This window comes from Flavobacterium sp. NRK1, from assembly GCF_024054175.1.
Classification (GTDB): domain Bacteria; phylum Bacteroidota; class Bacteroidia; order Flavobacteriales; family Flavobacteriaceae; genus Flavobacterium.
In genome coordinates this window covers 2242616-2269532 of sequence record NZ_JAMXLA010000001.1, presented here as the reverse complement: position 1 = coordinate 2269532, position 26917 = coordinate 2242616, and the positions used below count along the sequence as shown (strand labels likewise).

31 protein-coding genes are annotated in these 26917 nt (G+C 35.7%); 17 read left to right on the top strand and 14 right to left on the bottom strand.

Features of this window, described 5'->3' with window-relative positions; genetic code table 11:
- Positions 1–63: 63 nt before the first annotated feature.
- Both NHE85_RS10340 and NHE85_RS10335 read right to left on the bottom strand, forming a co-directional pair.
- Positions 64–654 carry an outer membrane beta-barrel protein gene (locus NHE85_RS10340; RefSeq protein ID WP_252811949.1) on the bottom strand — a complete coding sequence of 197 codons (591 nt, stop codon included), beginning with the start codon at positions 652–654 and terminating at the stop codon, positions 64–66.
- 153 nt (positions 655–807) lie between these two features.
- A complete protein-coding gene (locus NHE85_RS10335) occupies positions 808–1335 on the bottom strand; it encodes a porin family protein (protein ID WP_252811948.1) in 528 nt (175 codons plus the stop codon).
- 341 nt (positions 1336–1676) lie between these two features.
- Here NHE85_RS10335 and NHE85_RS10330 point away from each other — a divergent pair, with 341 nt between their 5' ends.
- The 3 genes from NHE85_RS10330 to NHE85_RS10320 all read left to right on the top strand — a co-directional run bounded on the left by NHE85_RS10330 (position 1677) and on the right by NHE85_RS10320 (position 5287).
- Entirely contained in the window at positions 1677–2234 is a 558-nt protein-coding gene (locus NHE85_RS10330) for a porin family protein (RefSeq protein WP_252811947.1), read from the top strand.
- A gap of 133 nt (positions 2235–2367) precedes the next feature.
- Complete coding sequence (gene aroQ, locus NHE85_RS10325) at positions 2368–2784, top strand: type II 3-dehydroquinate dehydratase (RefSeq protein ID WP_252811946.1); 417 nt, start codon at positions 2368–2370, stop codon at positions 2782–2784.
- A gap of 7 nt (positions 2785–2791) precedes the next feature.
- Positions 2792–5287, top strand: a complete 2496-nt coding sequence (locus NHE85_RS10320; protein WP_252811945.1) for a DUF5686 and carboxypeptidase regulatory-like domain-containing protein — start codon at positions 2792–2794, stop codon at positions 5285–5287.
- A gap of 20 nt (positions 5288–5307) precedes the next feature.
- Here NHE85_RS10320 and NHE85_RS10315 read toward each other — a convergent pair whose 3' ends face one another.
- From NHE85_RS10315 to NHE85_RS10305, 3 genes are read right to left on the bottom strand one after another with little or no spacing between them, the layout of a single operon-like run.
- Entirely contained in the window at positions 5308–5571 is a 264-nt protein-coding gene (locus tag NHE85_RS10315) for a hypothetical protein (RefSeq protein WP_252811944.1), read from the bottom strand.
- A 14-nt stretch (positions 5572–5585) separates the two neighbouring features.
- Positions 5586–6344: an NYN domain-containing protein gene (locus NHE85_RS10310; RefSeq protein ID WP_252811943.1), complete on the bottom strand. Its 759-nt coding sequence runs from the start codon at positions 6342–6344 to the stop codon at positions 5586–5588.
- A 60-nt stretch (positions 6345–6404) separates the two neighbouring features.
- A complete protein-coding gene (locus NHE85_RS10305; RefSeq protein ID WP_252811942.1) occupies positions 6405–6983 on the bottom strand; it encodes a cytochrome b/b6 domain-containing protein in 579 nt (192 codons plus the stop codon).
- Between the two features lie 200 nt (positions 6984–7183).
- Between NHE85_RS10305 and NHE85_RS10300 the strand changes: the two genes are divergently transcribed.
- Both NHE85_RS10300 and NHE85_RS10295 read left to right on the top strand, forming a co-directional pair.
- On the top strand, positions 7184–9655 hold the full coding sequence (locus NHE85_RS10300) for a DUF5686 and carboxypeptidase regulatory-like domain-containing protein (protein WP_252811941.1): 2472 nt from the start codon (positions 7184–7186) through the stop codon (positions 9653–9655).
- A gap of 83 nt (positions 9656–9738) precedes the next feature.
- A complete protein-coding gene (locus NHE85_RS10295; RefSeq protein ID WP_252811940.1) occupies positions 9739–12210 on the top strand; it encodes a DUF5686 and carboxypeptidase regulatory-like domain-containing protein in 2472 nt (823 codons plus the stop codon).
- Positions 12211–12415: 205 nt separating this feature from the next.
- On the opposite strand, the gene NHE85_RS10290 is transcribed toward NHE85_RS10295, so the two are convergent.
- The 7 genes from NHE85_RS10290 to NHE85_RS10260 form a co-directional block, all read right to left on the bottom strand.
- Positions 12416–12709, bottom strand: a complete 294-nt coding sequence (locus NHE85_RS10290) for a GIY-YIG nuclease family protein (RefSeq protein ID WP_252811939.1) — start codon at positions 12707–12709, stop codon at positions 12416–12418.
- A 73-nt stretch (positions 12710–12782) separates the two neighbouring features.
- Positions 12783–13196, bottom strand: a complete 414-nt coding sequence (locus NHE85_RS10285; protein WP_252811938.1) for an SRPBCC family protein — start codon at positions 13194–13196, stop codon at positions 12783–12785.
- 87 nt (positions 13197–13283) lie between these two features.
- Positions 13284–13772 carry a DUF6141 family protein gene (locus NHE85_RS10280; protein ID WP_252811937.1) on the bottom strand — a complete coding sequence of 163 codons (489 nt, stop codon included), beginning with the start codon at positions 13770–13772 and terminating at the stop codon, positions 13284–13286.
- 85 nt (positions 13773–13857) lie between these two features.
- Entirely contained in the window at positions 13858–15168 is a 1311-nt protein-coding gene (gene murA / locus NHE85_RS10275) for a UDP-N-acetylglucosamine 1-carboxyvinyltransferase (protein WP_252811936.1), read from the bottom strand.
- 18 nt (positions 15169–15186) lie between these two features.
- On the bottom strand, positions 15187–15888 hold the full coding sequence (locus tag NHE85_RS10270; protein ID WP_252811935.1) for a DUF4290 domain-containing protein: 702 nt from the start codon (positions 15886–15888) through the stop codon (positions 15187–15189).
- An 18-nt stretch (positions 15889–15906) separates the two neighbouring features.
- Positions 15907–16191 carry a DUF493 family protein gene (locus NHE85_RS10265; protein WP_252811934.1) on the bottom strand — a complete coding sequence of 95 codons (285 nt, stop codon included), beginning with the start codon at positions 16189–16191 and terminating at the stop codon, positions 15907–15909.
- A gap of 293 nt (positions 16192–16484) precedes the next feature.
- Entirely contained in the window at positions 16485–16781 is a 297-nt protein-coding gene (locus tag NHE85_RS10260) for a hypothetical protein (RefSeq protein ID WP_252811933.1), read from the bottom strand.
- 156 nt (positions 16782–16937) lie between these two features.
- On the opposite strand from NHE85_RS10260, the gene NHE85_RS10255 reads away from it, so the two are divergent.
- The 11 genes from NHE85_RS10255 to NHE85_RS10205 all read left to right on the top strand — a co-directional run bounded on the left by NHE85_RS10255 (position 16938) and on the right by NHE85_RS10205 (position 24579).
- Positions 16938–17780 carry a methylated-DNA--[protein]-cysteine S-methyltransferase gene (locus tag NHE85_RS10255; protein ID WP_252811932.1) on the top strand — a complete coding sequence of 281 codons (843 nt, stop codon included), beginning with the start codon at positions 16938–16940 and terminating at the stop codon, positions 17778–17780.
- A gap of 8 nt (positions 17781–17788) precedes the next feature.
- The gene (locus NHE85_RS10250) at positions 17789–18502 is read left to right on the top strand and encodes a 2OG-Fe(II) oxygenase (protein ID WP_252811931.1); all 714 of its coding nucleotides are present in this window, start codon (positions 17789–17791) and stop codon (positions 18500–18502) included.
- Positions 18499–18750, top strand: a complete 252-nt coding sequence (locus NHE85_RS10245; protein ID WP_252811930.1) for an Ada metal-binding domain-containing protein — start codon at positions 18499–18501, stop codon at positions 18748–18750. Before NHE85_RS10250 ends, NHE85_RS10245 begins: the two co-directional genes overlap by 4 nt.
- Positions 18737–19348, top strand: a complete 612-nt coding sequence (locus NHE85_RS10240) for an alpha-ketoglutarate-dependent dioxygenase AlkB (protein WP_252811929.1) — start codon at positions 18737–18739, stop codon at positions 19346–19348. The genes NHE85_RS10245 and NHE85_RS10240 overlap by 14 nt, the downstream gene beginning before the upstream one ends.
- Positions 19349–19489: 141 nt before the next feature.
- Positions 19490–19789, top strand: coding sequence for a hypothetical protein (locus tag NHE85_RS10235; RefSeq protein ID WP_252811928.1), 300 nt, complete (start codon positions 19490–19492; stop codon positions 19787–19789).
- A gap of 93 nt (positions 19790–19882) precedes the next feature.
- The gene (locus tag NHE85_RS10230; RefSeq protein WP_252811927.1) at positions 19883–20815 is read left to right on the top strand and encodes a 1-phosphofructokinase family hexose kinase; all 933 of its coding nucleotides are present in this window, start codon (positions 19883–19885) and stop codon (positions 20813–20815) included.
- Between the two features lie 59 nt (positions 20816–20874).
- The gene (locus NHE85_RS10225) at positions 20875–21159 is read left to right on the top strand and encodes a hypothetical protein (protein ID WP_252811926.1); all 285 of its coding nucleotides are present in this window, start codon (positions 20875–20877) and stop codon (positions 21157–21159) included.
- A gap of 204 nt (positions 21160–21363) precedes the next feature.
- Positions 21364–22728: a GH1 family beta-glucosidase gene (locus tag NHE85_RS10220; protein WP_374676560.1), complete on the top strand. Its 1365-nt coding sequence runs from the start codon at positions 21364–21366 to the stop codon at positions 22726–22728.
- A 29-nt stretch (positions 22729–22757) separates the two neighbouring features.
- The gene (locus tag NHE85_RS10215; RefSeq protein WP_252811924.1) at positions 22758–23765 is read left to right on the top strand and encodes a glycosyltransferase family protein; all 1008 of its coding nucleotides are present in this window, start codon (positions 22758–22760) and stop codon (positions 23763–23765) included.
- A 332-nt stretch (positions 23766–24097) separates the two neighbouring features.
- The gene (locus NHE85_RS10210) at positions 24098–24322 is read left to right on the top strand and encodes a hypothetical protein (RefSeq protein WP_252811923.1); all 225 of its coding nucleotides are present in this window, start codon (positions 24098–24100) and stop codon (positions 24320–24322) included.
- 17 nt (positions 24323–24339) lie between these two features.
- Entirely contained in the window at positions 24340–24579 is a 240-nt protein-coding gene (locus NHE85_RS10205; protein ID WP_252811922.1) for a hypothetical protein, read from the top strand.
- A 209-nt stretch (positions 24580–24788) separates the two neighbouring features.
- On the opposite strand, the gene NHE85_RS10200 is transcribed toward NHE85_RS10205, so the two are convergent.
- On the bottom strand, positions 24789–25283 hold the full coding sequence (locus NHE85_RS10200) for a hypothetical protein (RefSeq protein WP_252811921.1): 495 nt from the start codon (positions 25281–25283) through the stop codon (positions 24789–24791).
- 297 nt (positions 25284–25580) lie between these two features.
- Between NHE85_RS10200 and NHE85_RS10195 the strand changes: the two genes are divergently transcribed.
- Positions 25581–26393 carry an SRPBCC family protein gene (locus NHE85_RS10195; protein WP_252811920.1) on the top strand — a complete coding sequence of 271 codons (813 nt, stop codon included), beginning with the start codon at positions 25581–25583 and terminating at the stop codon, positions 26391–26393.
- 179 nt (positions 26394–26572) lie between these two features.
- On the opposite strand, the gene NHE85_RS10190 is transcribed toward NHE85_RS10195, so the two are convergent.
- Positions 26573–26752 carry a hypothetical protein gene (locus NHE85_RS10190; protein ID WP_252811919.1) on the bottom strand — a complete coding sequence of 60 codons (180 nt, stop codon included), beginning with the start codon at positions 26750–26752 and terminating at the stop codon, positions 26573–26575.
- Positions 26753–26917: the final 165 nt, after the last annotated feature.

Genomic DNA, 26917 nt, shown 5'->3' with positions numbered 1-26917 from the left:
ATTGCCTTAAAATAAGAATCCCCTGCAAATGCAGGGGATTTTGTATTTTTAAATACTAAAAAATTAGAATTTATATACTACACCAAAAGTTACATTACTCAGGTTGAGGTTAAGATTAAAAGTATCTGTAGACTCTGCACCATCAAAGTCAGGTTTAGCAGTTGAATAACTTAAAATACCCAAACCGGCCTCTAAAGCGAAGTGGCTTGATACAAAATAATTCATTCCAGGACCTACACCAATATTAAAACCATCTGTTTTTACATCTTCACCAAATTCAGGATTCATTTTGTTACTGAAATATCCCACCTGGGCCTGGCCAAAAATTGAAAACGCATTACCAGGTGTAAAGTAATATCTTCCTATAGCATTAATTCCTAAAGAAGTATTTTTAGTTTCTGAATCACCTGCCTCACTTTTACCGATACCTACGTTTAATTGTCCGCCAAGAGCAATATTTTCGGTTATAAAATAGGCTGCCATTGGTGAAAAATTAAAATTATTTGTTTTAAAATCTCCTGTCTTTGTTGAATTGAAGCCTAAGCCACCTGAAACAAAAAAATCTCCTTTAGAAAAACCTGCAGTTTCCGAATCCTGAGCATTTGCAAAACCGAAAGCCATAATAGCTATGGCTGATAATAAAATTTTTTTCATTTGATTGATATTGGTTATTTTTAAATTTTAAACAAATCTATAAAAAAATTTAACAAGTAAAATATTGTAGATTAATGATTTCACTTTTTCTTAATTTCACTCAATAAAAAACCTCTGCTATAGCAGAGGTTAAGAAATATATTTTTAGAATTCTTAGAAACGGTATCCTGCACCAATCTGGAATCCTGTGTTTTTAAGGTCAAATCCATCAACATCACTTATGTTTGAAAGACCTACATTATATCTGGCATCAAAAAATAATCCCATAGGTAATTCATAACCTACGCCACCGCCAAGACCAAAGTCGATAGATTTAGTAGCTTCATCAACAAAATCATCAGCAGCAATTTTAAAAGCTACTTCCGGACCAGCCTGTAAACTCAGCCCTTCCATTACATAATATTTTGCCATGATTGGAATTCTGATGTAATCAATATTGTTATCATCGTCAGCACCTTCATTAGAATACTGAACCTCTGGCTGAATATGAAAATTACCAGAAATTGGAAGATCTGCTAACGCACCAACATAAAATCCGGTTTTCCCGTCAGTATCGGCATCTCCACCAAAATTGGTAAAGTTAGCTCCGGCTTTAACACCAAATTTAATTTCTTCACTTTGTGCCTGTGCTGCAAAACTAAAAGCAATAACAGCAGCAGCTGATAATAAGATTTTTTTCATTTTGTGTTTAATTTTTAGATTTGTGTGAAGCAAAAATATCAAAATATTTAACAAAAAGACTACCTAATAGTAGGTATTTTTAATAAAAAACAAAATTTACAGTAAATTAATATTAAGAAAACACTTATGTATTAATATAACTTCCTTGCGCTAAAACCCTATATTCATTCTATACTTATTTTACATTCTGATTAAACTTTTATCTGACAAATATAAGGGTTAAAAAAGCCAAAATAGGGTTAAAAAACTTTTATTAGTACTACTTTTCCTTACTTTTGCCTAAACATAATAAAGCTTATTATTGAATTTTTATTTTAACCAACTTTAATAAATTCATAACCATGAAAAAGATCATTTTTTTATTTGCTGCGCTGGCGGGAAGCTTTGCAATGCAGGCACAGGGCATAAATTTTGGTGTTAAAGCCGGAGCTAACTTTGCTAACTTTTCGGGAGACATTGATTCTGACGGAATAACAAATTTCCATGCAGGTGCAGTTCTTGAACTTAACATTGTTCCAATGTTTTCTGTTCAGGCAGAAGGGTTATTCTCTTCTCAGGGCGGTAAGTCAACTTATGATGATGGCGGCGTTGTAGCTGTAACAAAAGACATCAATCTTGATTATATCGCAGTACCTGTTCTTGCTAAATTTTATGTATTACCAGACAGGCTTAGTATAACTGCAGGTCCCCAATTCTCTTTTCTTGTAAATGATGCCGACGACATTTTTGAAACTAAGAAATTTGACCTTGCTGCTTCAGGAGGTGTAGAACTTAAAATTATTGCAGGCCTTTTTGCGCAGGCACGTTATAATGTTGGTTTAAGCAATGTTAACGACGGCGAAGGAAATTTTGATGTTAAAAACAATGTATTTCAATTATCTGTAGGATACTTTTTTTAAAAAGAGCTAATAATAACAAAGCCGGTTTGTCTTTTATGGTCAAGCCGGTTTTTTTATATCCTTAAATGTTAAAAATAATATTAAACCATATACACACTTGTTGCCTTATAATTACTTTTACAAAAAACACCTTATGAAGATCATGATAATAAATGGGCCCAACCTTAACTTACTGGGAACCCGTGAACCTGAAATATATGGCGGTCGTTCTTTTGAAGACTATCTTATAGAATTACAGCAGAAATTTACAGGTATAAAGCTGGAATATTATCAAAGTAATATTGAGGGTGAAATTATTACCAAAATTCAGGATATTGGTTTTACTTATAATGGAATTATACTTAATGCAGGTGCATATACACATACTTCTATAGGCATTGCAGATGCCGTAAAGGCAATAACTACTCCTGTTATTGAAGTACATATTTCCAATACTTTTTCACGCGAAAGTTTCAGGCACAAGTCCTATCTTTCTCCTGTTGCTGCAGGTGTAATTATAGGCTTTGGCTTAAGGAGTTACGAACTGGCTATACAATCATTTTTACCATAAATTATATATGAAAAAAGCCATTTTATTATTTTTCCTCCTTATCGGAATACCGGCTTTAGCGCAGGTAAAAGGATGGGTAAAAACAAAGAGTGGCGAACCCATTCCATTTGCAAGCATAGTTGTTGCCAATACGTATAACGGCACCTCTTCTAATGAAGATGGAAGCTATACTATAAACATCAATAAAAAAGGGCTTTTTACACTTATATTTCAGTCTATTGGTTACAAAACCCGTGAAGTAACAGTAGATATCACCTCATTTCCGCACATACTTAATGTTACTCTTGAAGAAGAACAGTTTATGCTTAATGAAGTGGTTATATCAAATACAGAAAATCCTGCCGATATAATTATAGGTAATGCAATAAAAAACAGAGATCTCAATGGTAATAAAATATCAGGGTTTGAAGCCGATTTTTATTCACGGGGTGTAATAAAACTAAAAAATGTACCTGATAAAATACTGGGGCAAAAAATAGGTGATTTGGGCGCATCACTGAATAGTAACGGTGACGGAATAATTTATCTGTCGGAAACAGTATCAAAAGTCAAACATGAGAAACCTAACAAAATAAATGAGCGGGTTATAGCTTCTAAAGTAAGTGGAAATAATAGTGGTTTTAGCTTTAATAATGCAGAAGCCGCCGATTTCGATTTTTATGATAATTACCTTGCCTTTGAGGTAAATGCTGTCTCCCCTATTGCTGATAATGGTTTTAACTATTACATCTACCATTTAGAAAGTACTTTTTACACCCCTGATAATACACTTATTAATAAAATAAAGGTAACATCAAAAAGGGAAAAGGAACCCGCTTTTAATGGTTATATCTATATCATTGATGGTACATGGCAGCTTTATTCTGTAGATTTGAATATTAAAGGCAGCCAGATTGAACAGGAATTGCTAAATACCCTTAATATAAGACAGTATTTTGGTTATAATGCCAAAGAGCATTTATGGACAAAAAACACTCAGGTACTTAGTTTTGATGCAAGCCTTTTTGGTATAAGCTTAGAGGGAAAATTTTCTTACGTGTACAGTAATTTCATAATTAATCCGGAATTTGAAGACAAAACTTTTACTGCCGAGATACAGCGTTTTGAAAACGATGCCAATAAAAAAACTGATTCTTACTGGAAAAACAACCGCCCAATACCATTAACACAGGAAGAAATAAAAGATTACAGCCGGAAAGACAGTCTTCAGGAAATAAGAAACACTAAAGAATATATGAAAGCTTTTGATAAAGCTCGAAATAAATTCAAATGGACTTCAATACCTGTTGGATACACCTATCATAACTCTTATAAAAACTGGGAGATAAGCTACACAGGAATAATACGAAGGCTTGCCTTTAACTCTGTTCAGGCATACCATCTTTCACCCGGATTTTATTTTACTCAGTATAACGCCAACAAAACAGAATACACAACTTTTGGAACAGATCTAAGCTACGGATTTGCGGAAAAACGCTTTAGGGCTACAGGAACTATTTCGCATAAATTCAATAATTTTTCTAAGAGGATAGTAACCCTAAAAGGAGGTGCAAGTATTGAACAGTTTAATCCTGAAAACCCAATTAATAAAATTGTAAACAGTATAAGCACGTTATTTTTCAGGGATAATTATATGAAGCTGTATAATAATAGTTTTTTACGCCTTAGTTATGAGGAAGAAGTAATAAACGGTATATACCTGTATGGTACGGCAGAATATACCGAAAAACGTCCCCTCGTTAATAACACTACTTTTTCTACCCTTAAAAATTTGTACAAACCTTATACATCAAACAATCCGTTGTTATTGTATGATCCCGCGACACAATACAATAACGATCTACATGCTTTTGAAAAGCACCACATGTTTAAAACTTCTATAGCTGCGCGCATAAGTTTTGGGCAAAAATACAGAACCCGACCTGACGGCAGACAAACTATAAGCAATGAAAAATACCCTCTATTATATGTTAAGTATGAAAAAGGGTTTGAATCAAGTATAAGCGATTATAATTTTGATCACGTATCGGCAAAAGTGAATTATGATATTACACTTGGTAATAAAGGAGAGTTAGGCACGAGCTTCAGGGTTGGGAAATTCTTTAATTCTGACAACATTGCTTTTACTGACTATAAACATTTTAATGGAAACCAAACTCATGTTGGTAAATCAGAACGTTATTTAAATGTTTTTAATTTGCTGCCTTATTATTCCCACAGCACCAACGACAGCTATTTTGAAGCCCATATGGAGCATAATTTTCAGGGATTTTTAGCCAATTCTATTCCGCTGATAAATAAGCTTAACTATTATTTTGTTGCAGGTTATCATTTACTTGCAATACCTAATCGCAGCCCATATATGGAGTTTACTGCAGGACTGGACAATGTAGGCTGGGGCAAAGCACGCTTTTTGAGGATAGACTATGTGCGTGCCTATGAAAGCGGCTTTGTAACCGATGGAGTAGTTTTTGGCTTAACGTTTTTGGATATACTTGAATAGCATCTACTCTTAAAGAGATGCTATTTCTTCTTTCTTAAAACACTACCTCTAAAACCTTCTACAGGATCTTTTTGTAAAAAACGTCCCAGGTCTTCCCATGTAGTACATTTTATGGGATATTTTACACCGTCAAAATCTAACGGAAGTGTTACGGCTTCTATACCTGTAAGGTCTTCTTTAAGATAATCTTCAAGATCTTCTACAGAATAGAACCATTCTTTATCAAATTGTATTTTGTTTACCGTAGTATCTTTTTGCAATACTGCTTCGGTGAGCTTTTTCATTTGTAATGCAGTAATTATTTATTTTTTACAAATACGTGTTTAATCTTGCTTTTTCCTGTACTTCTCTCATCAACCTCAAAACGGTTTATACTTTTTATAAGTGCCAGCATTTTGGTAAATCCGTAGTTGCGGGGGTCAAAATCAGGTCGTTTTTTAAGTATTAAATTACCCAGTTCACCCAAAAATGCCCAACCGTTTTCATCGGCAACATCGTTAATACTTCGGCTTAGTAACTTTATAAACCCCGGATCTACCTTGCTTATAGTCTCTTTTTGTACAGGTGCTGCCTTCTCTTCTTTAGCATCATCTTCATGATCTGTATCCGATTTTCCGCCACCTAAAATTTCTATGTAAATAAACTTATCGCAAGCCGAAATGAAAGGAACCAGTGTTTTTTTCTCGCCTATACCTATTACCTTCATACCTGCTTCCCTAAGCCGGGTGGCAAGTCTTGTAAAATCACTATCAGACGAAACTATGCAAAAACCATCTACTTTACCTGTATATAGTATATCCATAGCATCTATTATCATAGCGCTGTCGGTAGCGTTTTTACCTGTAGAATAGCTGTACTGCTGTATAGGAGTAATAGCATTTTCAAGCAGTACTTTTTTCCATCCTGATACGGTTGGTTTGGTCCAGTCGGCATAAATACGCTTAAAAGTAGGCGTACCATATTTGGCTATTTCCTCAAACATCTCCTTTACATTAGCATAAGGTACATTATCGGCATCAATTAAAACAGCAAGCCTAAGATCCTGTATTGTGGTCATGGTAATTCATATTTATTCAAAGATAACCTAAATACGCAATAGAACATAAAAGTAAGAATGTTATTCTATAGGTCTGTCCCCACTAATTATTTTAGAGATAATTCCTCTTTCTTTACCAGCATCGGCAATAAGTACACCAAAAGTATGCAGTACAATAAAAGGAATGGCAAAATAGAGTGACTGTACGTGTATATCTTCCATAATATGCCCAATGCTTCGGGGTCCAAGTTCTTTCATCATACCTGTAAAGAGGGCTGCGCCAAGCAACAGATAAAAAACAATATATACCCACGACTTAAATTTATCATATTGCGATATGCCTTTTTTTAACGGATTAGCAAAACCCATTCCCTGTACCCAGGTTAATATAATGCGCAGCACGAACAACCCAACCATTATATAACCGGCTATAATATGCGTTTCCCACATAGGCCTGCGTACCTTTTTACCTATAGTGGCAGCGGCATCATTAGTAATAACAACATTCTGCTCGGCAAGATTATCATGAATTATAGTTCCCACACTTCCTTTATTCATCCATCCCATTCTAAGGAATACCGTTAACAGAATATATAAAAAGGTAAATGTAATAGCCCAGTGAAGAAGCCTGCTGGCAAGGTTAAATCGTTTTTCTCTCATGCCGCAAATTTAAAAGGTTTTGCTTTCAATCTCTTGTTAAAGTTTTTTACTTATTGTTATTTAAAAGAAGTATTTGTAAGAAAACAAATGCAATTGCGTTATTTATTGCTGTAGCTATAATTTTTTACACATGATGCAACCATTTTAAGACGGGATACGTCTTATATTTAGTACTCAATAACCTTAACTATAACCAACCAATGCACAAATTATTAACCGCTATACTCTTTTTAACAGGAGTAGTATCCTATTCCCAAATTAAGGGAAACATAACCTCAGCCAATGGTGAAGGAATACCCTTTGTAAGTATTACTATAGAAAACACCTATAACGGCACAACATCTAATGAATTAGGCCAGTATGAGCTTAACGTTAAAAAGCCAGGTACGTATACCGTTATTTTTCAGTCTATAGGATATAAAACCAAAAAAGTACCTGTAGATGCAAAATCTTTTCCGCATGTACTTAATATCGTAATGGCAGATGAGAATTATGAGCTTAAAGAGCTTACTATTTCTAATACGGAAGATCCTGCTTATGAGGTAATCCGTCAGGCTATTGCCCATAAAAAAGAAAATTCAGCCAAGACCGGACGCTTTGAAGCCGATTTTTACTCTAAGGGTATTTTTAGAGTGAAAGACCTTCCTAAAAAAATAATGGGTGTAAAGGTTGATGCCCCTGATGGCATGGTTGATTCTACCGGAAGCGGTATTATTTACCTTTCAGAAACTGTATCACACATAACATTTGAACAGCCCGATAAATTAAAGGAACGTATTGTTGCTTCTAAAATTAGCGGAAACGACAATGGTTTTAGTTATAATACTGCTTTAAGTACTTATTATAACTTTTATGATAATTATGTAGAGTTTGATATACAAATGGTGTCGCCCCTTGCAAACAGTGCTTTTAATTACTATCGTTTTAAAATGGAGGGTACTTTTTTTGACGAGAACAATAACCAGATTAATAAAATAAAAGTTATACCCCGCCGTGATAAAGAGCCTGTATTTGAAGGCTATATTTATATTGTAGATGGCAGTTGGGCGATATATGCCATAGATCTTGACATTAAAGGCTACAGAATGCAGCAGCCTTTTTTGGAAACGCTTAAGCTACAGCAAAACTTTAGCTATAACAGCACCAACAGAATATGGGCTAAAAACTCTCAGACATTTGATTTTAAAGCCGGAGCTTTCGGTATTAAGTTTACTGGTAAGTTTACCCATGTATATACCAACTATGTATTTCACGATAGTTTTGAGAAGAAAACCTTTGGGAAAGAGGTGGTGTTTATAGAAGAAGAGGCTAACAAAAAAGACTCTCTGTACTGGAATGCAATGAGACCGATTCCGCTTACGGAAGAAGAAGTTACCGATTATACTAAAAAAGACAGCATACAAACGCTGCATAAGTCTAAAACCTATTTAGATTCTATAGATAAAAAGAATAATAAGTTTAGGATTTTTGATATTGTAAGCGGCTATAACTATAAAAACTCCGACAAGAAATACAATATTAATTATGATGGTATATTAAAACTTCCGGGGTACAATACTGTACAAGGATGGAATCTTACTTCTTCCCTGTCTTTCTTTAAAAATAATGAAGAGAAAAACTCATATTTCTCAGCAGGCGCCCGTTTTAATTATGGCTTAGCAGAAGACAGACTGCGTGTTAATGGCTGGATCATGAAAAGCTTTAGCAAAAATTCAGGTTCATTTTATTTATGGGGAGGTAATACTATAGAACAGTTTAATCCTGAAAAACCAATAGGCGATATTGTAAATGCAGTAAGCACATTGTTTTTTAAAGACAATTATATGAAATTGTATGATAAAACCTTTGCAAGACTGCAATACAACAAAGAAATTACCACAGGTTTTAATGCTTACGCCAGTGTGGAATACCTTAGAAGAAAAGCTTTGTTTAACAACGCCGACTGGGTTTTAATAAAGAACGATCATGATTATACATCGAATAATCCGCTTGATCCTAACAACTATACCTCAACACCTTTTGACACTCATACCCTATATAAAGCCAGTATTGGCGGAGCTGTTCGTTTTGGTATGAAATACATTACCCGCCCAGATGGCAAAATACCTGTTAGAGGAACCAACTACCCTACCCTGTCCTTTAAATATGACAAGGCTTTTGCTGGCAGCGATAAAAAATATGAGTATGATTTTGTAGCCGTACGATCTACGTATAATACCTCTTTTGGTAATAAAGGCGACTTTGGCGTTAATCTTAAAGCAGGTAAATTTTTTAATGCTGATGGTATTGCTTTCCCTGATTTTAAACATTTTAATGGAAACCAAACGCATGTGGGTACAGGCGAATCCTATCTTAATGTATTTAATCTATTGCCTTATTACAGCCACAGCACCAACGATTCTTACTTTGAAGCCCATGCCGAGCATAACTTTAAAGGCTATATAATGAATAAAATACCTGTACTTAACCTATTGCAATGGAACCTGGTTGTAGGTTATCACCAAATTGCAACTCCCGAATATAAACCTTATATGGAATTTACAGCCGGATTTGACAATATTGGCTTTGGCAAATTTAGAATGCTGCGTATAGATTATGTTCGTGCTTATCAGGGTGGTTTCCAGACAGACGGTGTTGTATTCGGTCTTAAATTCCTTGGTATTCTTGATTAATACAATACCTTTAATTAATATTAAATAAAACTTATACTATGCATCTCCGCAATACGGACATGCATATACCTACTTTATAAACCATGCAAAAATTATTTACAGCCCTTTTTCTTTTATCAGGTATAGTTATGCACAGCCAAATAAGAGGAAAAGTAACTTCGGGTAACGGTCAGGGTATTCCTTTTGTGAGCATCACTATACAAAACACTTATATTGGTACTACTGCCAATGAAGACGGACAATATGAATTGCCAATAAAAGCACCCGGTAATTATACCATAGTATTTCAGTCTATTGGTTTTAAAACAAAAACCGTAACTGCCAGGATAGATAAATTTCCTCACCTGCTTGATATTATGCTGGCTGACGAAAATTATGAACTGAAAGAGCTTACCATATCCAACAGTGAAGACCCTGCCTATGCTATTATTAGACAGGCTATAAAGCACAGACAGGAAAATGGTGAAAAAAGCGGACGCTTTGAAGCCGATTTTTACTCTAAAGGAATGTACAGGGTAAAAAATGTACCCAAAAAAATAATGGGCATTAAGGTAGATACCGAGGGAGAAGTGCTGGACTCCACACGAAGTGGTATTATTTATCTTTCCGAAACGGTATCGCATATTACTTTTCAACACCCAGATAAAATAAAAGAGCGTGTAATAGCCTCAAAAGTAAGCGGTACAGATAATGGCCTTAGCTATAATGCGGCCCGTGAGAACAATTATAATTTTTATGACGACTACATAGAGTTTGAAGATATTAAAATGATATCTCCTATAGCCAAAGGTGCTATGGGGTATTATAAATATAAATTTGAAGGCAGTACTTTTGACGATAATAACACTATAATAAACAAGATAAAAGTAATACCACGCCGTGATAAAGAACCTGTATTTGAAGGGTATATTTATATTATAGACGGCAGTTGGGCCATTTATGCAGTAGATCTTAACATTAAAGGGTACAGAATACAGCAACCTATAATTCAAAACTTTAACCTGCAGCAAAACTACAGCTACAACCAAACAAACGGAATATGGGCAAAAAACTCGCAAACGCTTGACTTTACTGCCGGAATGTTTGGCATGACGTTTTCGGGCAAATATACCCATGTGTACAGCAACTATGTGTTTCATAAAGAGTTTGACAAAGACACTTTTGGAAAAGAAATAGCTATTATAGAAGATGGCTACAGTAAAAAAGACAGTACCTACTGGAACACTACCCGTCCTGTACCGTTAAGCATAGATGAAGTAGCCGATTATAAAAAGAAAGACAGCATATTAACTGTAAAAAAATCAAAAACCTTTCAGGATTCCATATATAAAAACAGAAACAAGTTTAATGTTTTCGATATAGTTGGTGGTTATAATTTCTACAAAAATGATTCTATCAGTTATAAATCATTTAATTATTCGGGACTGCTGGACAAGCCTGCTTACAATACTGTGCAGGGCTGGAATCTTACGTCGGACGTATCTTTTACTTACTCTAATGCAAAAAAGAAAAAATATTTTTCTGCTTCTGCCAAATTCAATTATGGTTTTGCTGAAGATCGCCTAAGAGTTAGTGGACAGTTTTCCAAACGTATAGGCAAAATTGGCACATTCTTTTTTTCAGGAGGAAATACTATAGAGCAGTTTAATCCTAACGAACCCATTTCGCCATTAATAAACAGTATAAGCACATTGTTTTTTAAAGACAATTACATGAAGCTCTATGATAATACTTTTGCAAAGATTTCATACGGAAGAACACTCTTTAAAAAATTAGCTTTAAACGGTAGTGTAGAATACCTGCGCAGGAGGCCTTTATATAACAATGCAGATTGGGTATTTATAAAAAACGATCACGATTATACTTCAAATAATCCCATAGATCCTTACAACTATACGTCTGCACCTTTTGAAAAACATAATATTGTAAAAGCCACCATTAGCGGAAGCATTGTATTTACTAAAGACTATATTTCTTACGGTAAATACAAGTCACCCGTATATGGCGGTAATTATCCTGATATATCGTTTATGTACCAAAAGGCTTTTGCCGGAAGTATAAAGCAATACGAATACGATTTTATATCAGCACAGGCATCCTACAAATTTGATATAGACAACAAAGGTAAGTTTGGTTTTAGCGTTAAAGCCGGTAAGTTTTTTAATGCCGACGGCATTGCCTTTATGGATTACAAACATTTTAACGGAAACCAAACCCATATAGGTACAAAAGAAAGTTATCTGGATGTATTTAACCTGTTACCCTACTACAGCCACAGCACAAACGATTCTTATCTTGAAACGCATATAGAGCATAACTTTAAAGGCTATATTATGAACAAGATCCCCGTTTTAAACTATCTGCAATGGAATCTTATTGCAGGTTACCACAGCGTAGCATCGCCTGATTATAAACCATACCATGAGTTTACCTTAGGTTTTGATAATGTAGGTATTGGCCCTTTCAGGTTTTTAAGACTTGATTATGTGCGCTCTTACCAGGGCGGTTTCCAAACGGATGGAGTGATATTTGGATTGCACTTCTTTTTAGATTAATTAAACACGTTGCGTACCTTCATTGCGAGGAGGTACGACGAAGCAATCTAACACATACAATCTCGTGTTAGTGTAATTAATAAATACTGTCTCAAAAACACCTTGTATAATAGATTGCCACGCTACACTGCGTTTCGCTCGCAATGACCAGCTATATGCAAAACACGTTGCGTACCGTCATTGCGAGGAGAAACGACGAAGCAATCTAAAAAATATCTTCAAAGTATAAATCCTTCCATTCAGGATTAATATTTTGTATAAGTTCTATTTTCTTTTTTCTTGAGCCTGCTTTCAGTTGCTTTTCCCTGCCAATAGCATCTCCTATCATTTGAAATTGTTCAAAATAAACTAACTTATTTAAGTTATATTTAGCTGTAAAGCAATTTGGATAAAACTTCTGTTTATGCTGTTTTACTCTTTCATACAAATTAGAAGTAACGCCAACATATAATGTTGTGTTATTGTAATTAGTAAGTATATACGTAAATCCTGATTTCAAAATAATATTGTATGTAATAGGTCATCGACTAGACTGCGTTTAGCTCTCAATTAACTAGACTATTCTTTACGACTTAGTTTGCTTCGGTATATTTTTTGAAATTATCAAGTATTGCCTGCCAGCCATTTTTCTGCATTTCTACAGGATTTTGATCTTCAGCATCAAATGTTACGTTTATAGATGTTTTATCTCCATCACCATCAAACACAACATTTACCACCCTGTCATCAGGCATTGTATAGGTAAAGCTTTTGCCCTTGACAATTTCGTTGTAGGTGGCTTCAAAATCAAAGCCAAAGCTTCCGTCTTTTGCCTCCATTCTGGCGCTGTATTTACCGCCTACACGCATATCATTTGTAGCTGAAGGACATTGCCATGAAGGATCTGCGTAATTCCATTTTGTAATATGTTCAGGGGCCGTATAATAATCCCAGACCTTTTTTACATCTGCATTTATTGTTGCAGAAACAGATATCTTATTACTCATACTATTATCTATCTATAAATTACAAATTTTACTGTTCTTTTTCTAAATCAATAACACATTTAAATCGTCGGTTAGTAACTGCCATAATTATAATTTATTCAGTTTCTCCAATACTACCCGCATTTCTTCCGGTTTTCGTGTACCTATCATAAGACTGGGTTTGCCACTTTTAAATTGTAATAATAACCCATTATTACCGGACATACTATAAGCACCCTGCCTTATTCCCCAGCCACCGTAATCGGAAAGAGGTTTATATTTTTTAATTTCACAATTGGCAATTTGTTCCCATGTGTATAAACGCCATTTTTTATGATAGGGGAAAAACTTTATATAAACTCCTTTCTCATCAATTTTAGTAGTTAAATTTTGAGAAAGGAAAAAGATCATGAATACAGCAAACACGATTGTAAATATAATAATTCCAATATTGCTCATAGGCTTATCGCCAAAGGTATGTCCAAAAACTACCTGCGAAATAGCACCAAAAACTGTTACTCCGTTTAAGCCTAAAAGCAGTGTCCATATCCACCATTGCCTGAAGTATTGTTTTTCTATAAAAAGAGGATTATCCATAAAAGTACTTGAGTTTGCCTTACAAATTTACACAAAAAAAGACCGCACAAAGCGGTCTCTATAGTATGATATCGGTGACCAATAGCTAGTCTATTCTTTCAATTTTAGCACCAATTGCACGAAGCCTTTCATCTATTCTTTCATAACCACGGTCAATCTGGTCGCTGTTCTGAATAGTACTTACTCCTGTTGCAGAAAGCGCGGCAATAAGCAATGATATACCCGCCCTGATATCCGGAGATGACATAGTAATACCTTTTAGGGAAGATTTAAAGTCAAGACCAATAACAGTAGCTCTGTGCGGATCGCAAAGAATAATTTTTGCACCCATATCTATAAGCCTGTCTGTAAAAAACAAACGGCTTTCAAACATCTTTTGATGTATAAGTATGCTTCCTCTTGCCTGTGTTGCCACAACAAGCACAATACTTAAAAGATCGGGAGTAAAACCAGGCCAGGGCGCATCGGCAATAGTAAGTATAGATCCGTCAATATAATTCTGAATCTCATAACCATCGGTATGAGCCGGAATATAAATATCGTCTCCCCTGCGCTCTAAAGTAATACCCAGTTTTCTAAAAGTACCCGGTATAACACCAAGATTATCCCAGCTAACATTTTTAATGGTTATTTCACTGCGTGTCATAGCTGCAAGGCCAATCCAGCTTCCTATCTCGATCATATCCGGAAGTATGCGGTGGTCGCATCCGCCAAGGCTTTCTACACCTTCAATTTCAAGAAGGTTAGAGCCTACACCCGTAATTTTTGCACCCATGCGGTTAAGCATGTTGCAAAGCTGCTGCAAATAAGGTTCGCAGGCAGCGTTATATATTGTTGTTTTACCTTCGGCAAGTACGGCTGCCATAACAATATTTGCAGTACCGGTAACAGATGCCTCATCAAGAAGCATATAAGTACCTTTTAGCCTGTCGGCTTCAACACCATAAAAATGGTCTTCTCTGTTATATCTAAAGGTAGCACCCAGATTTATAAAGCCTTCAAAGTGGGTATCCAGCCTTCTGCGGCCTATTTTATCACCTCCCGGCTTAGGAATGTAACCTTTTCCAAAACGTGCCAATAGCGGACCTACTATCATGATTGAACCCCTTAGCGATTTGCCTTCTTCTTTAAAAGCTTCAGACTCAAGGTAGCTCATATTTACCTCATCTGCCTGGAACGTATAGGAACCGTGAGCAAGTTTTTCTACTTTAACCCCAAGATTGCGCAATAAGTTTATAAGCTTATTAACGTCTATAATATCCGGAATATTTGTTATGGTTACTTTTTTGGGTGTAAGAAGCACGGTGCACAGTACCTGTAATGCCTCGTTTTTAGCGCCCTGAGGCGTAATTTCACCTTTTAAGGGTGTGCCTCCTTCAATTTTAAATGTTCCCATGCAGTGTGATAATAGAATTTATGTTTTTCGGTTGTTTTTATTGTTCTGGCCGTTTTTGCCATTGTTTTTGTGCTGCATTTTTTGTTTAGGGTTGCCAAACTGAGTTTTGTTGCTCAGTTTTTTGTTAACCCTCATCAGGTCAGTAGAGTTAGAAAGCTCTTCTTCTGTAGCCTGAAGATTTATAGTACCTCCAGAAAGTTCATAAAGATGTTCAAATATCACATCATCTTTTACGGTATCTTTATTCCAGCTCAGGTATGATTTTTTCATATGGTTAGCAATAACCATGATCAGTGCGTTCTTCATTTCGCCATCTTCCCATTTATTGGCAACATCAATCATATACTTAATGTTGTTGCCGTAAAAACGGTACTTAGGAAAATTTTGCGGATACGCCAGCCTTTCAGGCTTTTGTTGCAGTAACTCTTTAGAAGGTGTCGGGTATGGTGAATCTACATCCAGTTTAAAATCAGACATTATAAATATCTGATCCCAAAGTTTGTGCTGAAAATCAGGCACATCCCTAAGATGCGGATTAAGGCTGCCCATTACAGATATTATATATTTCGCAGCCTTGTTTCGCTCGTCTCTATCTTCCAGTGCAACAGCCTGCTCAATAAGTTTTTGCAGGTGGCGGCCATATTCCGGTATAATAAGGTGAGGCCTTTCGGCATTGTATTCAAGATAGTTAACGGCTTCTTCAGGGTGATATCGCTTCATCTGTTGTTAATGGTTTTTTTATAATGATATAATTCCCTCAATTTCAGAGAGCTCAATATATTTATCTATAACCGATTGTGCACTTACCATTCTAACATTTATAGAAACAGCGGTATATTTACCCGTTTTCGACTGGTTAGTTTCTATAACTGCGCCCATGTTATTAAAAGCATCTTCAACTTTCTCTACATTGGCAGGAAGTGATGGTACAATAAATTTAAATAAATATTCCGACGGCCACAGGGTAGAATCAGTAAGTTCCTGTTTTAGCCTTGCGTAAAATTCTTCGCTTTTCTTATCCATTCGTCATAAAATAAAGGCAAATATACGTATATAGAACCAAGTATCTAAAAAAATATCAAGCTCTGGCGCTTTATTAACGGTTTGCTATTGTTTTTTTATTTTAGGCACTAAGTGTTGCGTTTTCTGTATTTTAATTATAACCTGCGCGTATTCTTTTCAAGCGTAAAATAAAAAAAATTATATCCTTACGCAACCTTTTTATTTTTTAGCATCTATAACATATAGGTTTAGGTTATGAATTGGTTATTTTGAAAAGACCGCTGACTTCATGCAGCGGTCTTTTTTTATTAAAATTATTGCAGTAATAGAACAATAATAGAAGCCGTTCCCATAAAACAAAAAGAGTAAAATATAATTTTATCCAGCAGAGTTCTGTTTCTAAACATACGTATTACCATAAACAGTACAGAACCCATTACAAGATTGGTAAGTATCCAGTCTCTAAAAAGCATCGATAATGAAGAATTGGCTCTATTGCCGTAGGTATTGTAAACTGCCATACCTAATAGTATTGCAAAAACAACCATCCATATAAAATAAAGGGCCACTAAAATATGAAATACAAGGTGCCGGCTATCTATTTTTCTCATTATTAAATACTGATCTTATATACTTAAAAACAAAACTATAACGCAACTTTATGTAATTTTATTGAAAACCTGCAATTACAAAAGTTGGCAAGATTCGGGTTGCAGCACACAAGTGCTAAAAATACCTTTGTACTGTAATACTAAGGCAAATAAACCATGAAAGAGCAAAATAATATAAATTTTGAAAGAATAACACAGGCGATAGGTTATCTTAAAGATAATTTTAAAGATCAGCCTAATTTAGATGAGGTTGCAGGTAAGGTACACCTTAGTCCGTTTCATTTTCAGAAACTGTTTACAGACTGGGCGGGGGTGAGTCCTAAAAAGTTCTTACAGTACCTAAGTATACAACATGCAAAAAAACTGTTAGCCAAAACCTCTTCCACCCTTTTTGACACTGCTCTTGAAACAGGTCTTTCGGGCACAGGAAGACTGCACGACCTTTTTATAACTATTGAAGGAATGACTCCTGGCGAATATAAAAATGGTGGCGAAAACCTTAGTATTAACTATAGCTTCGCCCAAACGCCATTTGGTGTTATTTTGGCTGCATCTACCCCTAAGGGTATTTGCCATCTGGCATTTGCCGATAATGAAGCCGATGCTGTTAATGTGTTGATGCAAAAATTTCCAAATGCTCTTTATAAACATTTGCAGGACACGAATCACCAAAAAGCTTTTACCGCTTTTTTGCACGAACCATCATCGGCAGAGAAAATAAAACTGCATCTTAAAGGCACGGCTTTTCAGCTTAAAGTTTGGGAAGCCCTTTTAAATATTCCTACGGGCAACCTTGTAACTTACGGTAGTATTGCTAAAATTATAGCATCCCCAAAAGCATCAAGAGCAGTAGGATCTGCCGTGGGCGATAATCCTGTAGCCTATATAATACCCTGTCACAGGGTTATACAATCTACAGGGGTTTTAGGCAACTATCATTGGGGCAGTAACCGAAAGGCAGCCATGGTAGGCTGGGAAATGGCAAAAGCAGAACTATAAAAAACACTATGGAAGGCATTAAACAAAAAACAGCTACACTGGAATGGAGCTGCATAGCCGAAAGCCTTAATGATAAGGGCTATGCCATTATACCGCAATTTTTAGATAATTATCAATGTGATAGCTTATCAGCCCTATATGACAATCCATTATTATACAGAAAAACTGTTGTTATGGAAAGACACCGTTTTGGCCTTGGCGAATATAAATATTTCAATTATCCGCTGCCGGAAACTATAGCATCAATAAGAGAAAATATTTATCCGTATCTCTCGGCAATAGCCAATACATGGATGAAAGCCCTTAATATAAACAACTCTTTCCCGTCCCGCATTGAAGCCCTGCATAAACAATGCACAGACAATAATCAGACAAAACCTACCGTTCTTATTTTAAAATATGGTGAAGGTGGTTTTAATACCCTGCATCAGGATATTTATGGTGACGTATATTTTCCTATGCAGGCAGTTATTGTACTTAGCGAGTATGGCAAAGATTATACAGGCGGCGAATTTGTACTGACGGAGCAGGTGCCAAGAGCACAATCTAAAGCTATTGTTTTAACCCCTCAAAAAGGTGACATGCTTATTTTTACTACAAATTTCAGACCTGTAAAAGGCAGCAATGGCTACTATCGTGCCAGTATGAAACACGGCATAAGCCAGATACATAAAGGAGAACGAATGGCTATGGGAATTGTTTTTCACGATGCTGTAACATGATCATACATGGCAAGCTTATTGCTACTGATGTAAGAGCACTTATAAAAGCAGGTGTAATAACATTGGGAGGCAACCGGAAACTAAAGATATATGGCAAATTAAACTGCCCTTCAGGAAAAAGGATGCTAAAACAAAACCGTGTATTCTTTTCGAACGTATATGAAGCCAAACACTTTGGGTTTAGACCCTGCGGACATTGCATGAAACAGGAATATAAAACTTGGAAGCAAAACAATGAACTTATTTGATACCGAAGAACAAACCAACCTGTTACCCTATGATGGTGAGGTTATATATTACGGACATATACTTAATGAGAATGATGCAAAACATTATTATAACATTTTGCTTAACCAGATACCCTGGCAATATGATGAAGCAGTTATTTATGGCAAAAGAATAGTTACTAAACGAAAAGTAGCCTGGTATGGTGATGATACTTATAGCTATACCTATTCGGGCACTACCAAAACCGCATTGCTATGGACAAAAGAGTTACTGGAACTGAAAAAACTTGTTGAAGAAAAGTGTGAGACAAAATTTAACTCATGCCTTTTAAATCTTTATCATGATGGCGACGAAGGCATGGCATGGCACAGTGATGATGAAAAATCTTTAGGAAAAAATACCGTTATAGGCTCTCTTAGTTTTGGAGCTGTAAGAAAATTCAGTTTCAAGCATAAGAGAACCGGTGAGAAAAGAGATACAATTCTGGATAGCGGAAGTTTATTGGTAATGAAAGGCGAAACTCAGACCAATTGGCTTCACAAATTGCCAAAGTCAATTAAAATAAAGCATCCGCGAATAAATTTAACGTTCAGAACCATAGTTGCAAATATACCATAACTACCTGATTGTAAAATATCCGCATAAAAATTAAGCCCTTCTTACAAATATTATATATATTTATCCCGTTAATTCTTTGTTATTAAAGGGTTACGGCTCCACAGCTAAAAATACTTACTATTAATTAATTTATTAACAACAATGAAGTTAAAAGAACTTAAACTTTGGCTCAGCAAATTGTCTGACGAAGAACTTGAAAAGGAGTTGTTGTATAATTCTATGGATTATGGAATTTCAGGCCCTGTATCTGAAATAAATAAATCTGAAGATAATTTATACTACGTGGGTGACGAACCTGTTTTGCTGCACACAAAAGACGAATTAAAACAACGTGGTTACAGCGAAAATCAAATTTCGCGGCTGGATGTTGAAATTCCTCAGGGATGCTATTACATCGAACTGAGTAATGAATACAGTATTCTACAAAGATTCGCAGATTAAGCCAAGTCCCCCCGGCTTACTATTAACACACACTTATGGCATTTATATAACTAAAATTGGTAAATTAGCTTTTACCAAAATTCTTTATTTGCCATGACCTCAAGAATCCTTACCGTAACACTCAACCCTGCAGTAGACAAAAGCAGTACTGTAAACAATATACAGCCGGAAAAAAAACTAAGGTGCTCTGCCCCTGTTTATGAACCCGGCGGTGGCGGTATAAATGTATCACGTGCCTTAGAGCGGCTTGGTATTTCTTCAGTGGCATTATTCCCTTCAGGAGGACGCACAGGCAAATTGATGCAGGATCTTCTTAAAAAAGAAAACATACATTTTCTGGCTGTAGAAACCGAAGCCGAAACAAGAGAGAACTTTATAGTTGTTGATACTTCTAATAATAGTCAGTACCGCTTTGGCATGCCCGGCGAAGCTGTTTCTAAAACTGAAGCAGAAACCATTCATGAAGCAATATTAAATGCTTCGCCTTTTCCTGAAATTGTGGTAATAAGCGGCAGCCTGCCGGAAGGATTGAAACCCGGTTTTTTAACAACACTTATTAAAGAACTTAAAGCCCGAAATGTAAAAGTTGTTGCAGATACCTCGGGCGATGCACTTACCGAAATTTTAAAAGAAGGTGTTTACCTTATAAAACCAAACCTTGGCGAACTTAGCAAATTCACAGGCCATGAAGAGCTTGATAATGATTCGGCTGCCGAAGCTGCCAAAAAACTTATAGCCCAGGGCAAAGCCGAAGTTGTGGCTATATCTATGGGGCCTCAGGGGGCTTATCTTATATCAAAAAATGAAACAGTACATGTGCCGGCACCATCGGTAAAAAAATTAAGTACTGTAGGCGCAGGGGACAGCATGGTAGCAGGCATGACCGCAATACTTGCAAAAGGAGGCAGCATTACCGAAATGGCCCGTATGGGCGTTGCGTGTGGTACAGCTACTACCATGAGCAAAGGTACCGGGCTTTTTACAATAGAAAATGCAGAAAAACTATACAATTGGCTTTCAAGATAAGTTGATCATGGTATCTGGAAGCATGCAAACAATAACCAGTAACTAAAAACCGCAACATCATGAAGTACCTTGACGCAAAAGATGTTTTTGAAGAACTTAAAAGCTTTGAAGGCAGAGCCACATTTAAAGGAGAAGACACTCTTATAGATTATTTTGTGCTACTGCCTAAGCATGAAACAGAACATCTTGATGTTGCAGAGTTTTTAGAACGCCATCAGGCAAGTACAAGCTTTGAAATTGAGGGAAAACATGAAACCGAGGCTTACACCATAATAGCCATTAATATTAATGAAGAACGCCATTCTAACGATGTTGATTATTTTATGAAAATGATTGTATGGTAGCACAATTGTTTGATAATTAATATTTTATTAACCCTCCCATAACTACCATTTCATATTGCTGGTTTTATTTTACATAAAACTTTAAGCATGAAATCTTTTATATTAAAATACCTTATCTCCTTTAAGGAATGGCTTTTTTTAAGAGCTATGCAATCTTCTTTCCTTCATTAGTATTTCTCAAAAAATTAGACAGTTGCTTTTTTGATGGAGTTAGAAAATGGTACAGGATTGAATAAAGAACAGTTTGGAAACGATTTCAAATGGGGAGTCTCTACGGCTGCCTTTCAAATTGAAGGATCTCATGATGCCGATGGTAAAGGCCCTTCTATATGGGATGTGTTTACAGCTCAGAAAGGCAAAATAAAAAGTGGTCATCATGCTAAAACGGCCTGTGATTTTTATGCTTCTTACCACACAGATATTGAACTTATTAACCGGCTTAATATTCCTAATTTCAGGTTTTCAATAAGCTGGTCAAGACTATTGCCTAACGGCACCGGAACAGTTAACCAGGCCGGTATAGATTATTATAATAACCTTATAGACCACATGCTTAAATGCGGTATTGAACCCTGGGTTACTATATACCATTGGGACTTACCTCATACACTTGAACTTAAAGGCGGATGGACAAACCGCGAATGCATTAACTGGTTTACCGAATTTACTGCACTTTGCGCGAAAAATTTTGGCGACAGGGTTAAAAACTGGATGGTAATGAATGAACCATCTGTATTTACAGGAGCCGGCTATTTTTTAGGTGTGCATGCTCCGGGTAAAAGAGGGTTAAGTAACTTTTCTAAAGCTTTACATCATGTAACTATGGCAACCGCAGCGGGAGGAAGAACACTTCGTGAAATTCTTCCTGATGCAAGTATAGGTACTACTTTTTCGTGTACACACATAGAACCTGCATCAGATAAAAAACGCGATGTAGCCGCCGCAAAACGCGTAGATACATTACTTAACCGAACATTTGTAGAGCCTATACTGGGCATGGGTTATCCTCAGGATGACTTACCGGTGCTCAATAAACTTAACCGCCATATACTGCCGGGTGATTTAGACAACATAGCTTTTGATTTTGATTTTATAGGCCTGCAATGCTATACCCGCGAAGTAGTACGTTCGTCTATGCTTACCCCTTATATAGGAGCAAGGCTGGTAACAGCACAAAAACGTAAAGTACCGCTTATTACCGAAATGAAATGGGAAGTATATCCGCCGGCTATATACCATATTCTTAAAAAGTTTAATAAGTACGATGCCATTAAAAAAATAATTATTACCGAAAATGGAGCGGCATTTCCGGACACTCTAATTAATGGTGAGGTAAACGATACGCAGCGTACCAAATACATACAGGATCATTTAGAGCAAGTGCTTAAAGCCAAACAGGAAGGCGCTAAAGTACACGGTTATTTTGTATGGAGCCTTACGGATAATTTTGAATGGGCAGAAGGCTACCATGCCCGTTTTGGTCTTATTCACGTAGATTTTGATACACAGCAAAGAACAATAAAACAGTCGGGCTTGTGGTTCAGCCGTTTTTTATCTGATGAGAAATAAATCCCTCCCAAATTATAATACTATAAAACATGAAAATTCTTTATGCAGTACAGGGTACCGGCAACGGTCACCTGAGCCGTGCCATAGACATTATTCCGTGCCTGCAGAAACATGGCGAGGTAGATATACTTGTTAGCGGCATACAGGGTGATATTAAACTTCCTTTCCCTGTTAAATATGAACTAAAAGGACTTAGCTTTATTTTCGGAAAAAAAGGCGGAGTAGACCTTTGGAAAACTTTTGCAAAAACCGACACCCGCAAACTTTTTAAAAGCATAAAACAGCTGCCTGTAGAAGATTATGATTTGGTAATAAACGATTTTGAACCCGTTTCTGCCTGGGCATGCAGCCTTAAAAACAAACCCTGTATAGCGTTAAGCCATCAGGCGGCAGTATTAGATACACGCTATCCATTACCTAAAAGCTCAGATAAAACAGGCAGGTTCATACTGAAGCACTACGCTCCTGCTGATGTAAAATACGGCTTTCATTTTAATGGGGATAATGAAAATATTTTCACTCCCGTGATCCGCCAGCAGGTGCGAAACCACACCGTTACAAACGGAGGGCATTACACGGTTTATTTACCTTCTTACGATGACAAAACACTAATAAAAAGACTATCGGAATTTAAAGATGTAAAGTGGGATATTTTTTCTAAACACAACAAAAAAGAGATCGTACAAAAAAACATAATTGTCCAGCCAATAAATAATCAGATGTTTACAGCAAGCATGGCGGCATCAGCAGGAGTTTTATGCGGTGCAGGCTTTGAAACACCTGCAGAAGCATTATACCTTGGCAAAAAATTACTGGTTATACCTATGAAAAACCAGTACGAACAACAGCTTAATGCAGCAGCACTGGCACAAATGGGAGTACCGGTTATTAAAAGCCTTAAACCTAAATACGATACCGCTATTAAAGACTGGTTAGAAAATGGTCTGCCTATACCTGTAGATTATAAAGATATGACACAGGAAATTATAGACGGGATTGTAAAAAAACATTTACCTTTTCCTGAAAACGAAATGTAAATCATTGATTTTAAATACAATTATTTAATATTTAATTAAAAACAGGTAAAAGTACGCTGTTTTGGCAGCTTAATTTTTATTCATTTTACGTTGCATCAAATAGCTTATAATTTTGAGTTATTGGTGTGATAACAATTTTTATTGGGGGATAGCAATTGTTAATCATTATTCTTAAGTTCCGTACCATGTGTACGGAACTTTTCCTTTTAACTGAATAATAATAACTTAAGTATTTTCTTAAAAACATTTAATATTTTTTTGGCATTTAGTTATCATATTTTTAAAGGTATATAGCTCATCTTTGTATCACTAACCACCTAAAACTATACATTATGAAAAAGACAATTGACTTAGCCACAATCAAAAATTTTATTCTGACAAATGCCTTAAGTGAAAATGTGATGCTGATGCTGCACCCTTCAAATTTTGAAAAACTTGCAACTACAGGAAAGAAAAAAGCAAAGGCATTATGCGTGTCGGGAATAAATGTTATTGCAGACGATAACAACGAAATTAGTGAGGGTGAAATTGACGTTCTTGAAGTGAAATTTAACTAACTTTCATACAAATAATTATGAGACTCTCTATAAGTTACGATTCTTTACAGGAATATATTTTAGAGCACGATCTAACCGAAAACGACGCAATAGTATTGCATCCGCGCGATTATGATGCTGTTGCCTCTGAATATGCCACTGAAAATAACATCATGATATACCGGTCTTTTGAAATTCTTGGCGTACCAGTATTAGAAGATACTGCCGATGAAGTTAAAAAGAACAATATATATGTAATGCCGCTGGCGGCATCATAAATAAAACAAACTGATAAATACTTTATTGGTGAGCCATCTTTAGGGATGGCTTTTTTATGTCTAAAATCATTTGCTTAAATGGTGTTATTCTGAACGTAATACAATGAAGTGAAGAATCTCAGTTATTTTTAGCTTATACGAGATTCTTCCTTGGTCAGAATCAAAAGCACTTAAATAAGCACCTTTGAAACATAATCTTTAATTTTATATTAATTAGCAGAAAGGGTTACTGTAGTAGTAATAGCGTCTGAAAAGACCGAAGTTAAAAAACTGTCGAGGCATTTCATATCCTTTTGTGTGCGCACATCTTTTTTCAATTTCAGAGCCGCATCTACAAAATACTTTTCGCAACGGCTTTCTATAGTTCTGGCACGCATAGGCCCCATAACTTCTATAATTTTTATATTACTTATAACAGCAATATAATTACCGTTTTCACTTCGAATTTCAAAATCAAAACTGCAATCATTCCTCATAACAGGGCTTCCTTCTGTACAGGTGTTTTTTACCTTATTTACCAATCCTGTGTAGGTATCATTTATAAATGCAGTAACCTGCAAATCAGGTTTGCTGTCTATCATTGCCTGCATATTAGTTACAGACGGGTAAGTGTATTGCCAAACCAGGTTGCCGTTATCGTTCTTAAAACCATCCTGTGCCATAACAGGCAGGGCAAACAGCAATGAGAATATTAATTTTTTCATAGCTAAATTTTTTAAGTAATACTGTTTGAGTATATAGGAAGGTGTATCAAATTTAATTATAAAACAGGCGAAACTATAGCATTCCCTGCCTCTTTACCATTTATTTATGACCAAATCCTAAAATGAGGTTAAAACAATCAGAAGCTTAATAACATTTTATAATCAGAATTAGACATCTGCTTTATAAATGCCGAGTATTTATAACAACCTTAAGAATACTTTACCATATCATTATCATAGCCAGCTACTTATATTGAGTAACTTTAATATCAGTAATAAACATAAAAAAAACCTATTATGGAAACCAATAATAACACCATTACAGAAGGGGCGAAACAAAATTTTTCAAAATATGACGTTTCAGGTACCGATCCAAACAGATATGCTTCTGTTTCCAACGCTGAAGAAGCTGATACTTATCTCCACAAAAACAAAAAAAGTATTATACCAGGCTTAAGGGTTAATATGAGTAAAACCGAACGTATACTAATGGTTGCAGCAGGTTCTTATTTATTATACAATGCTCTAAAAAACCACAAAAGCAAAACCAAAAAAACACTTGAAGGCCTAACAGCAGGAACTATGCTTTTTAGAGGTATTAGTGGTTATTGCCCTGCCTATGACCTGATAGATAAAACAGGTATGCTTAAAGGCAATAGCGTTGGCATAACAACTTCGTACACTATAAATAAACCTGTTGAGGAAGTATATAAAGCATGGAGACAGCTTAGCAACTTACCGCAATTTATGAAACATTTGAGTAGTGTTGAGGTAATTGATGAGCAAACATCTAAATGGAAAGCAAGAATACCAGGAGGCATAGGAACTCTGAGCTGGAAAGCGGAAATATTATCAGACAAACCAAATGAACTTTTAACGTGGCAGTCATTACCGGGTTCAACCGTGCATAATGCAGGAAAGGTAGCTTTTATTTCTAACGGCGCAACAACTGATATTGAAGTAAGTATTGCTTATCATGCACCACTAGGCAAAGCCGGAGAAGCTGTAGCTAAACTTTTTACTTCAAAATTTGAGGATATGCTTGAAAAAGATATTAAAGGTTTTAAAGAATATATTGAGAATGGTACTCTTGAGGTTTCAGCATCATAAAAATACAATAGTGCAATTTCCTATTTGTGATTGAAGGGCGCGGTTTAAAAAACTGCGCCTTTTATTTTTCTTGTATTTACATATCAGCTGAATGTTTAAACTTATTTCCTGACGAATGGTAGGTACAAAAAAAGGCACAGAAAACACTGTACCTTTTTAACCCAAATTAATTCAAAATTTTAATTGAAAAAACCATATAACCCTGCTACTACAATAACAGCAATAGCAATGGTGCCTGTAATTTCAATATATTTTATTATGGCATCTTTTTTAGCAAATTCAAAATAGTGTACGTATCGTTTTTTACCTGCCGTTATAAGCTGAGCCTTATTAAATGCTGAGTGTGATGTCTTTTTCATAGTGCAAATCGTTAATCATTAATATCATTCCCTGTAAATATATACAACGCTTTAACATAAAAAAAAGTGTTTAACAAAGTATTATTATTTATCACTCTGCTACTCCCTATTTTAAACTCAAAAAGTTTGCGCTGTTAATACTGTTGTACAAACAAAAAAAGTGCC

Coding starts and splice junctions, on each gene's coding strand:
- NHE85_RS10340 (WP_252811949.1), bottom strand. CDS start 654: ATGAAAAAAATTTTATTATCAGCCATAGCTATTATGGCTTTCGGTTTT.
- NHE85_RS10335 (WP_252811948.1), bottom strand. CDS start 1,335: ATGAAAAAAATCTTATTATCAGCTGCTGCTGTTATTGCTTTTAGTTTT.
- NHE85_RS10330 (WP_252811947.1), top strand. CDS start 1,677: ATGAAAAAGATCATTTTTTTATTTGCTGCGCTGGCGGGAAGCTTTGCA.
- aroQ (WP_252811946.1), top strand. CDS start 2,368: ATGAAGATCATGATAATAAATGGGCCCAACCTTAACTTACTGGGAACC.
- NHE85_RS10320 (WP_252811945.1), top strand. CDS start 2,792: ATGAAAAAAGCCATTTTATTATTTTTCCTCCTTATCGGAATACCGGCT.
- NHE85_RS10315 (WP_252811944.1), bottom strand. CDS start 5,571: ATGAAAAAGCTCACCGAAGCAGTATTGCAAAAAGATACTACGGTAAAC.
- NHE85_RS10310 (WP_252811943.1), bottom strand. CDS start 6,344: ATGACCACAATACAGGATCTTAGGCTTGCTGTTTTAATTGATGCCGAT.
- NHE85_RS10305 (WP_252811942.1), bottom strand. CDS start 6,983: ATGAGAGAAAAACGATTTAACCTTGCCAGCAGGCTTCTTCACTGGGCT.
- NHE85_RS10300 (WP_252811941.1), top strand. CDS start 7,184: ATGCACAAATTATTAACCGCTATACTCTTTTTAACAGGAGTAGTATCC.
- NHE85_RS10295 (WP_252811940.1), top strand. CDS start 9,739: ATGCAAAAATTATTTACAGCCCTTTTTCTTTTATCAGGTATAGTTATG.
- NHE85_RS10285 (WP_252811938.1), bottom strand. CDS start 13,196: ATGAGTAATAAGATATCTGTTTCTGCAACAATAAATGCAGATGTAAAA.
- NHE85_RS10280 (WP_252811937.1), bottom strand. CDS start 13,772: ATGGATAATCCTCTTTTTATAGAAAAACAATACTTCAGGCAATGGTGG.
- murA (WP_252811936.1), bottom strand. CDS start 15,168: ATGGGAACATTTAAAATTGAAGGAGGCACACCCTTAAAAGGTGAAATT.
- NHE85_RS10270 (WP_252811935.1), bottom strand. CDS start 15,888: ATGAAGCGATATCACCCTGAAGAAGCCGTTAACTATCTTGAATACAAT.
- NHE85_RS10265 (WP_252811934.1), bottom strand. CDS start 16,191: ATGGATAAGAAAAGCGAAGAATTTTACGCAAGGCTAAAACAGGAACTT.
- NHE85_RS10260 (WP_252811933.1), bottom strand. CDS start 16,781: ATGAGAAAAATAGATAGCCGGCACCTTGTATTTCATATTTTAGTGGCC.
- NHE85_RS10255 (WP_252811932.1), top strand. CDS start 16,938: ATGAAAGAGCAAAATAATATAAATTTTGAAAGAATAACACAGGCGATA.
- NHE85_RS10250 (WP_252811931.1), top strand. CDS start 17,789: ATGGAAGGCATTAAACAAAAAACAGCTACACTGGAATGGAGCTGCATA.
- NHE85_RS10245 (WP_252811930.1), top strand. CDS start 18,499: ATGATCATACATGGCAAGCTTATTGCTACTGATGTAAGAGCACTTATA.
- NHE85_RS10240 (WP_252811929.1), top strand. CDS start 18,737: ATGAACTTATTTGATACCGAAGAACAAACCAACCTGTTACCCTATGAT.
- NHE85_RS10235 (WP_252811928.1), top strand. CDS start 19,490: ATGAAGTTAAAAGAACTTAAACTTTGGCTCAGCAAATTGTCTGACGAA.
- NHE85_RS10230 (WP_252811927.1), top strand. CDS start 19,883: ATGACCTCAAGAATCCTTACCGTAACACTCAACCCTGCAGTAGACAAA.
- NHE85_RS10225 (WP_252811926.1), top strand. CDS start 20,875: ATGAAGTACCTTGACGCAAAAGATGTTTTTGAAGAACTTAAAAGCTTT.
- NHE85_RS10220 (WP_374676560.1), top strand. CDS start 21,364: ATGGAGTTAGAAAATGGTACAGGATTGAATAAAGAACAGTTTGGAAAC.
- NHE85_RS10215 (WP_252811924.1), top strand. CDS start 22,758: ATGAAAATTCTTTATGCAGTACAGGGTACCGGCAACGGTCACCTGAGC.
- NHE85_RS10210 (WP_252811923.1), top strand. CDS start 24,098: ATGAAAAAGACAATTGACTTAGCCACAATCAAAAATTTTATTCTGACA.
- NHE85_RS10205 (WP_252811922.1), top strand. CDS start 24,340: ATGAGACTCTCTATAAGTTACGATTCTTTACAGGAATATATTTTAGAG.
- NHE85_RS10200 (WP_252811921.1), bottom strand. CDS start 25,283: ATGAAAAAATTAATATTCTCATTGCTGTTTGCCCTGCCTGTTATGGCA.
- NHE85_RS10195 (WP_252811920.1), top strand. CDS start 25,581: ATGGAAACCAATAATAACACCATTACAGAAGGGGCGAAACAAAATTTT.
- NHE85_RS10190 (WP_252811919.1), bottom strand. CDS start 26,752: ATGAAAAAGACATCACACTCAGCATTTAATAAGGCTCAGCTTATAACG.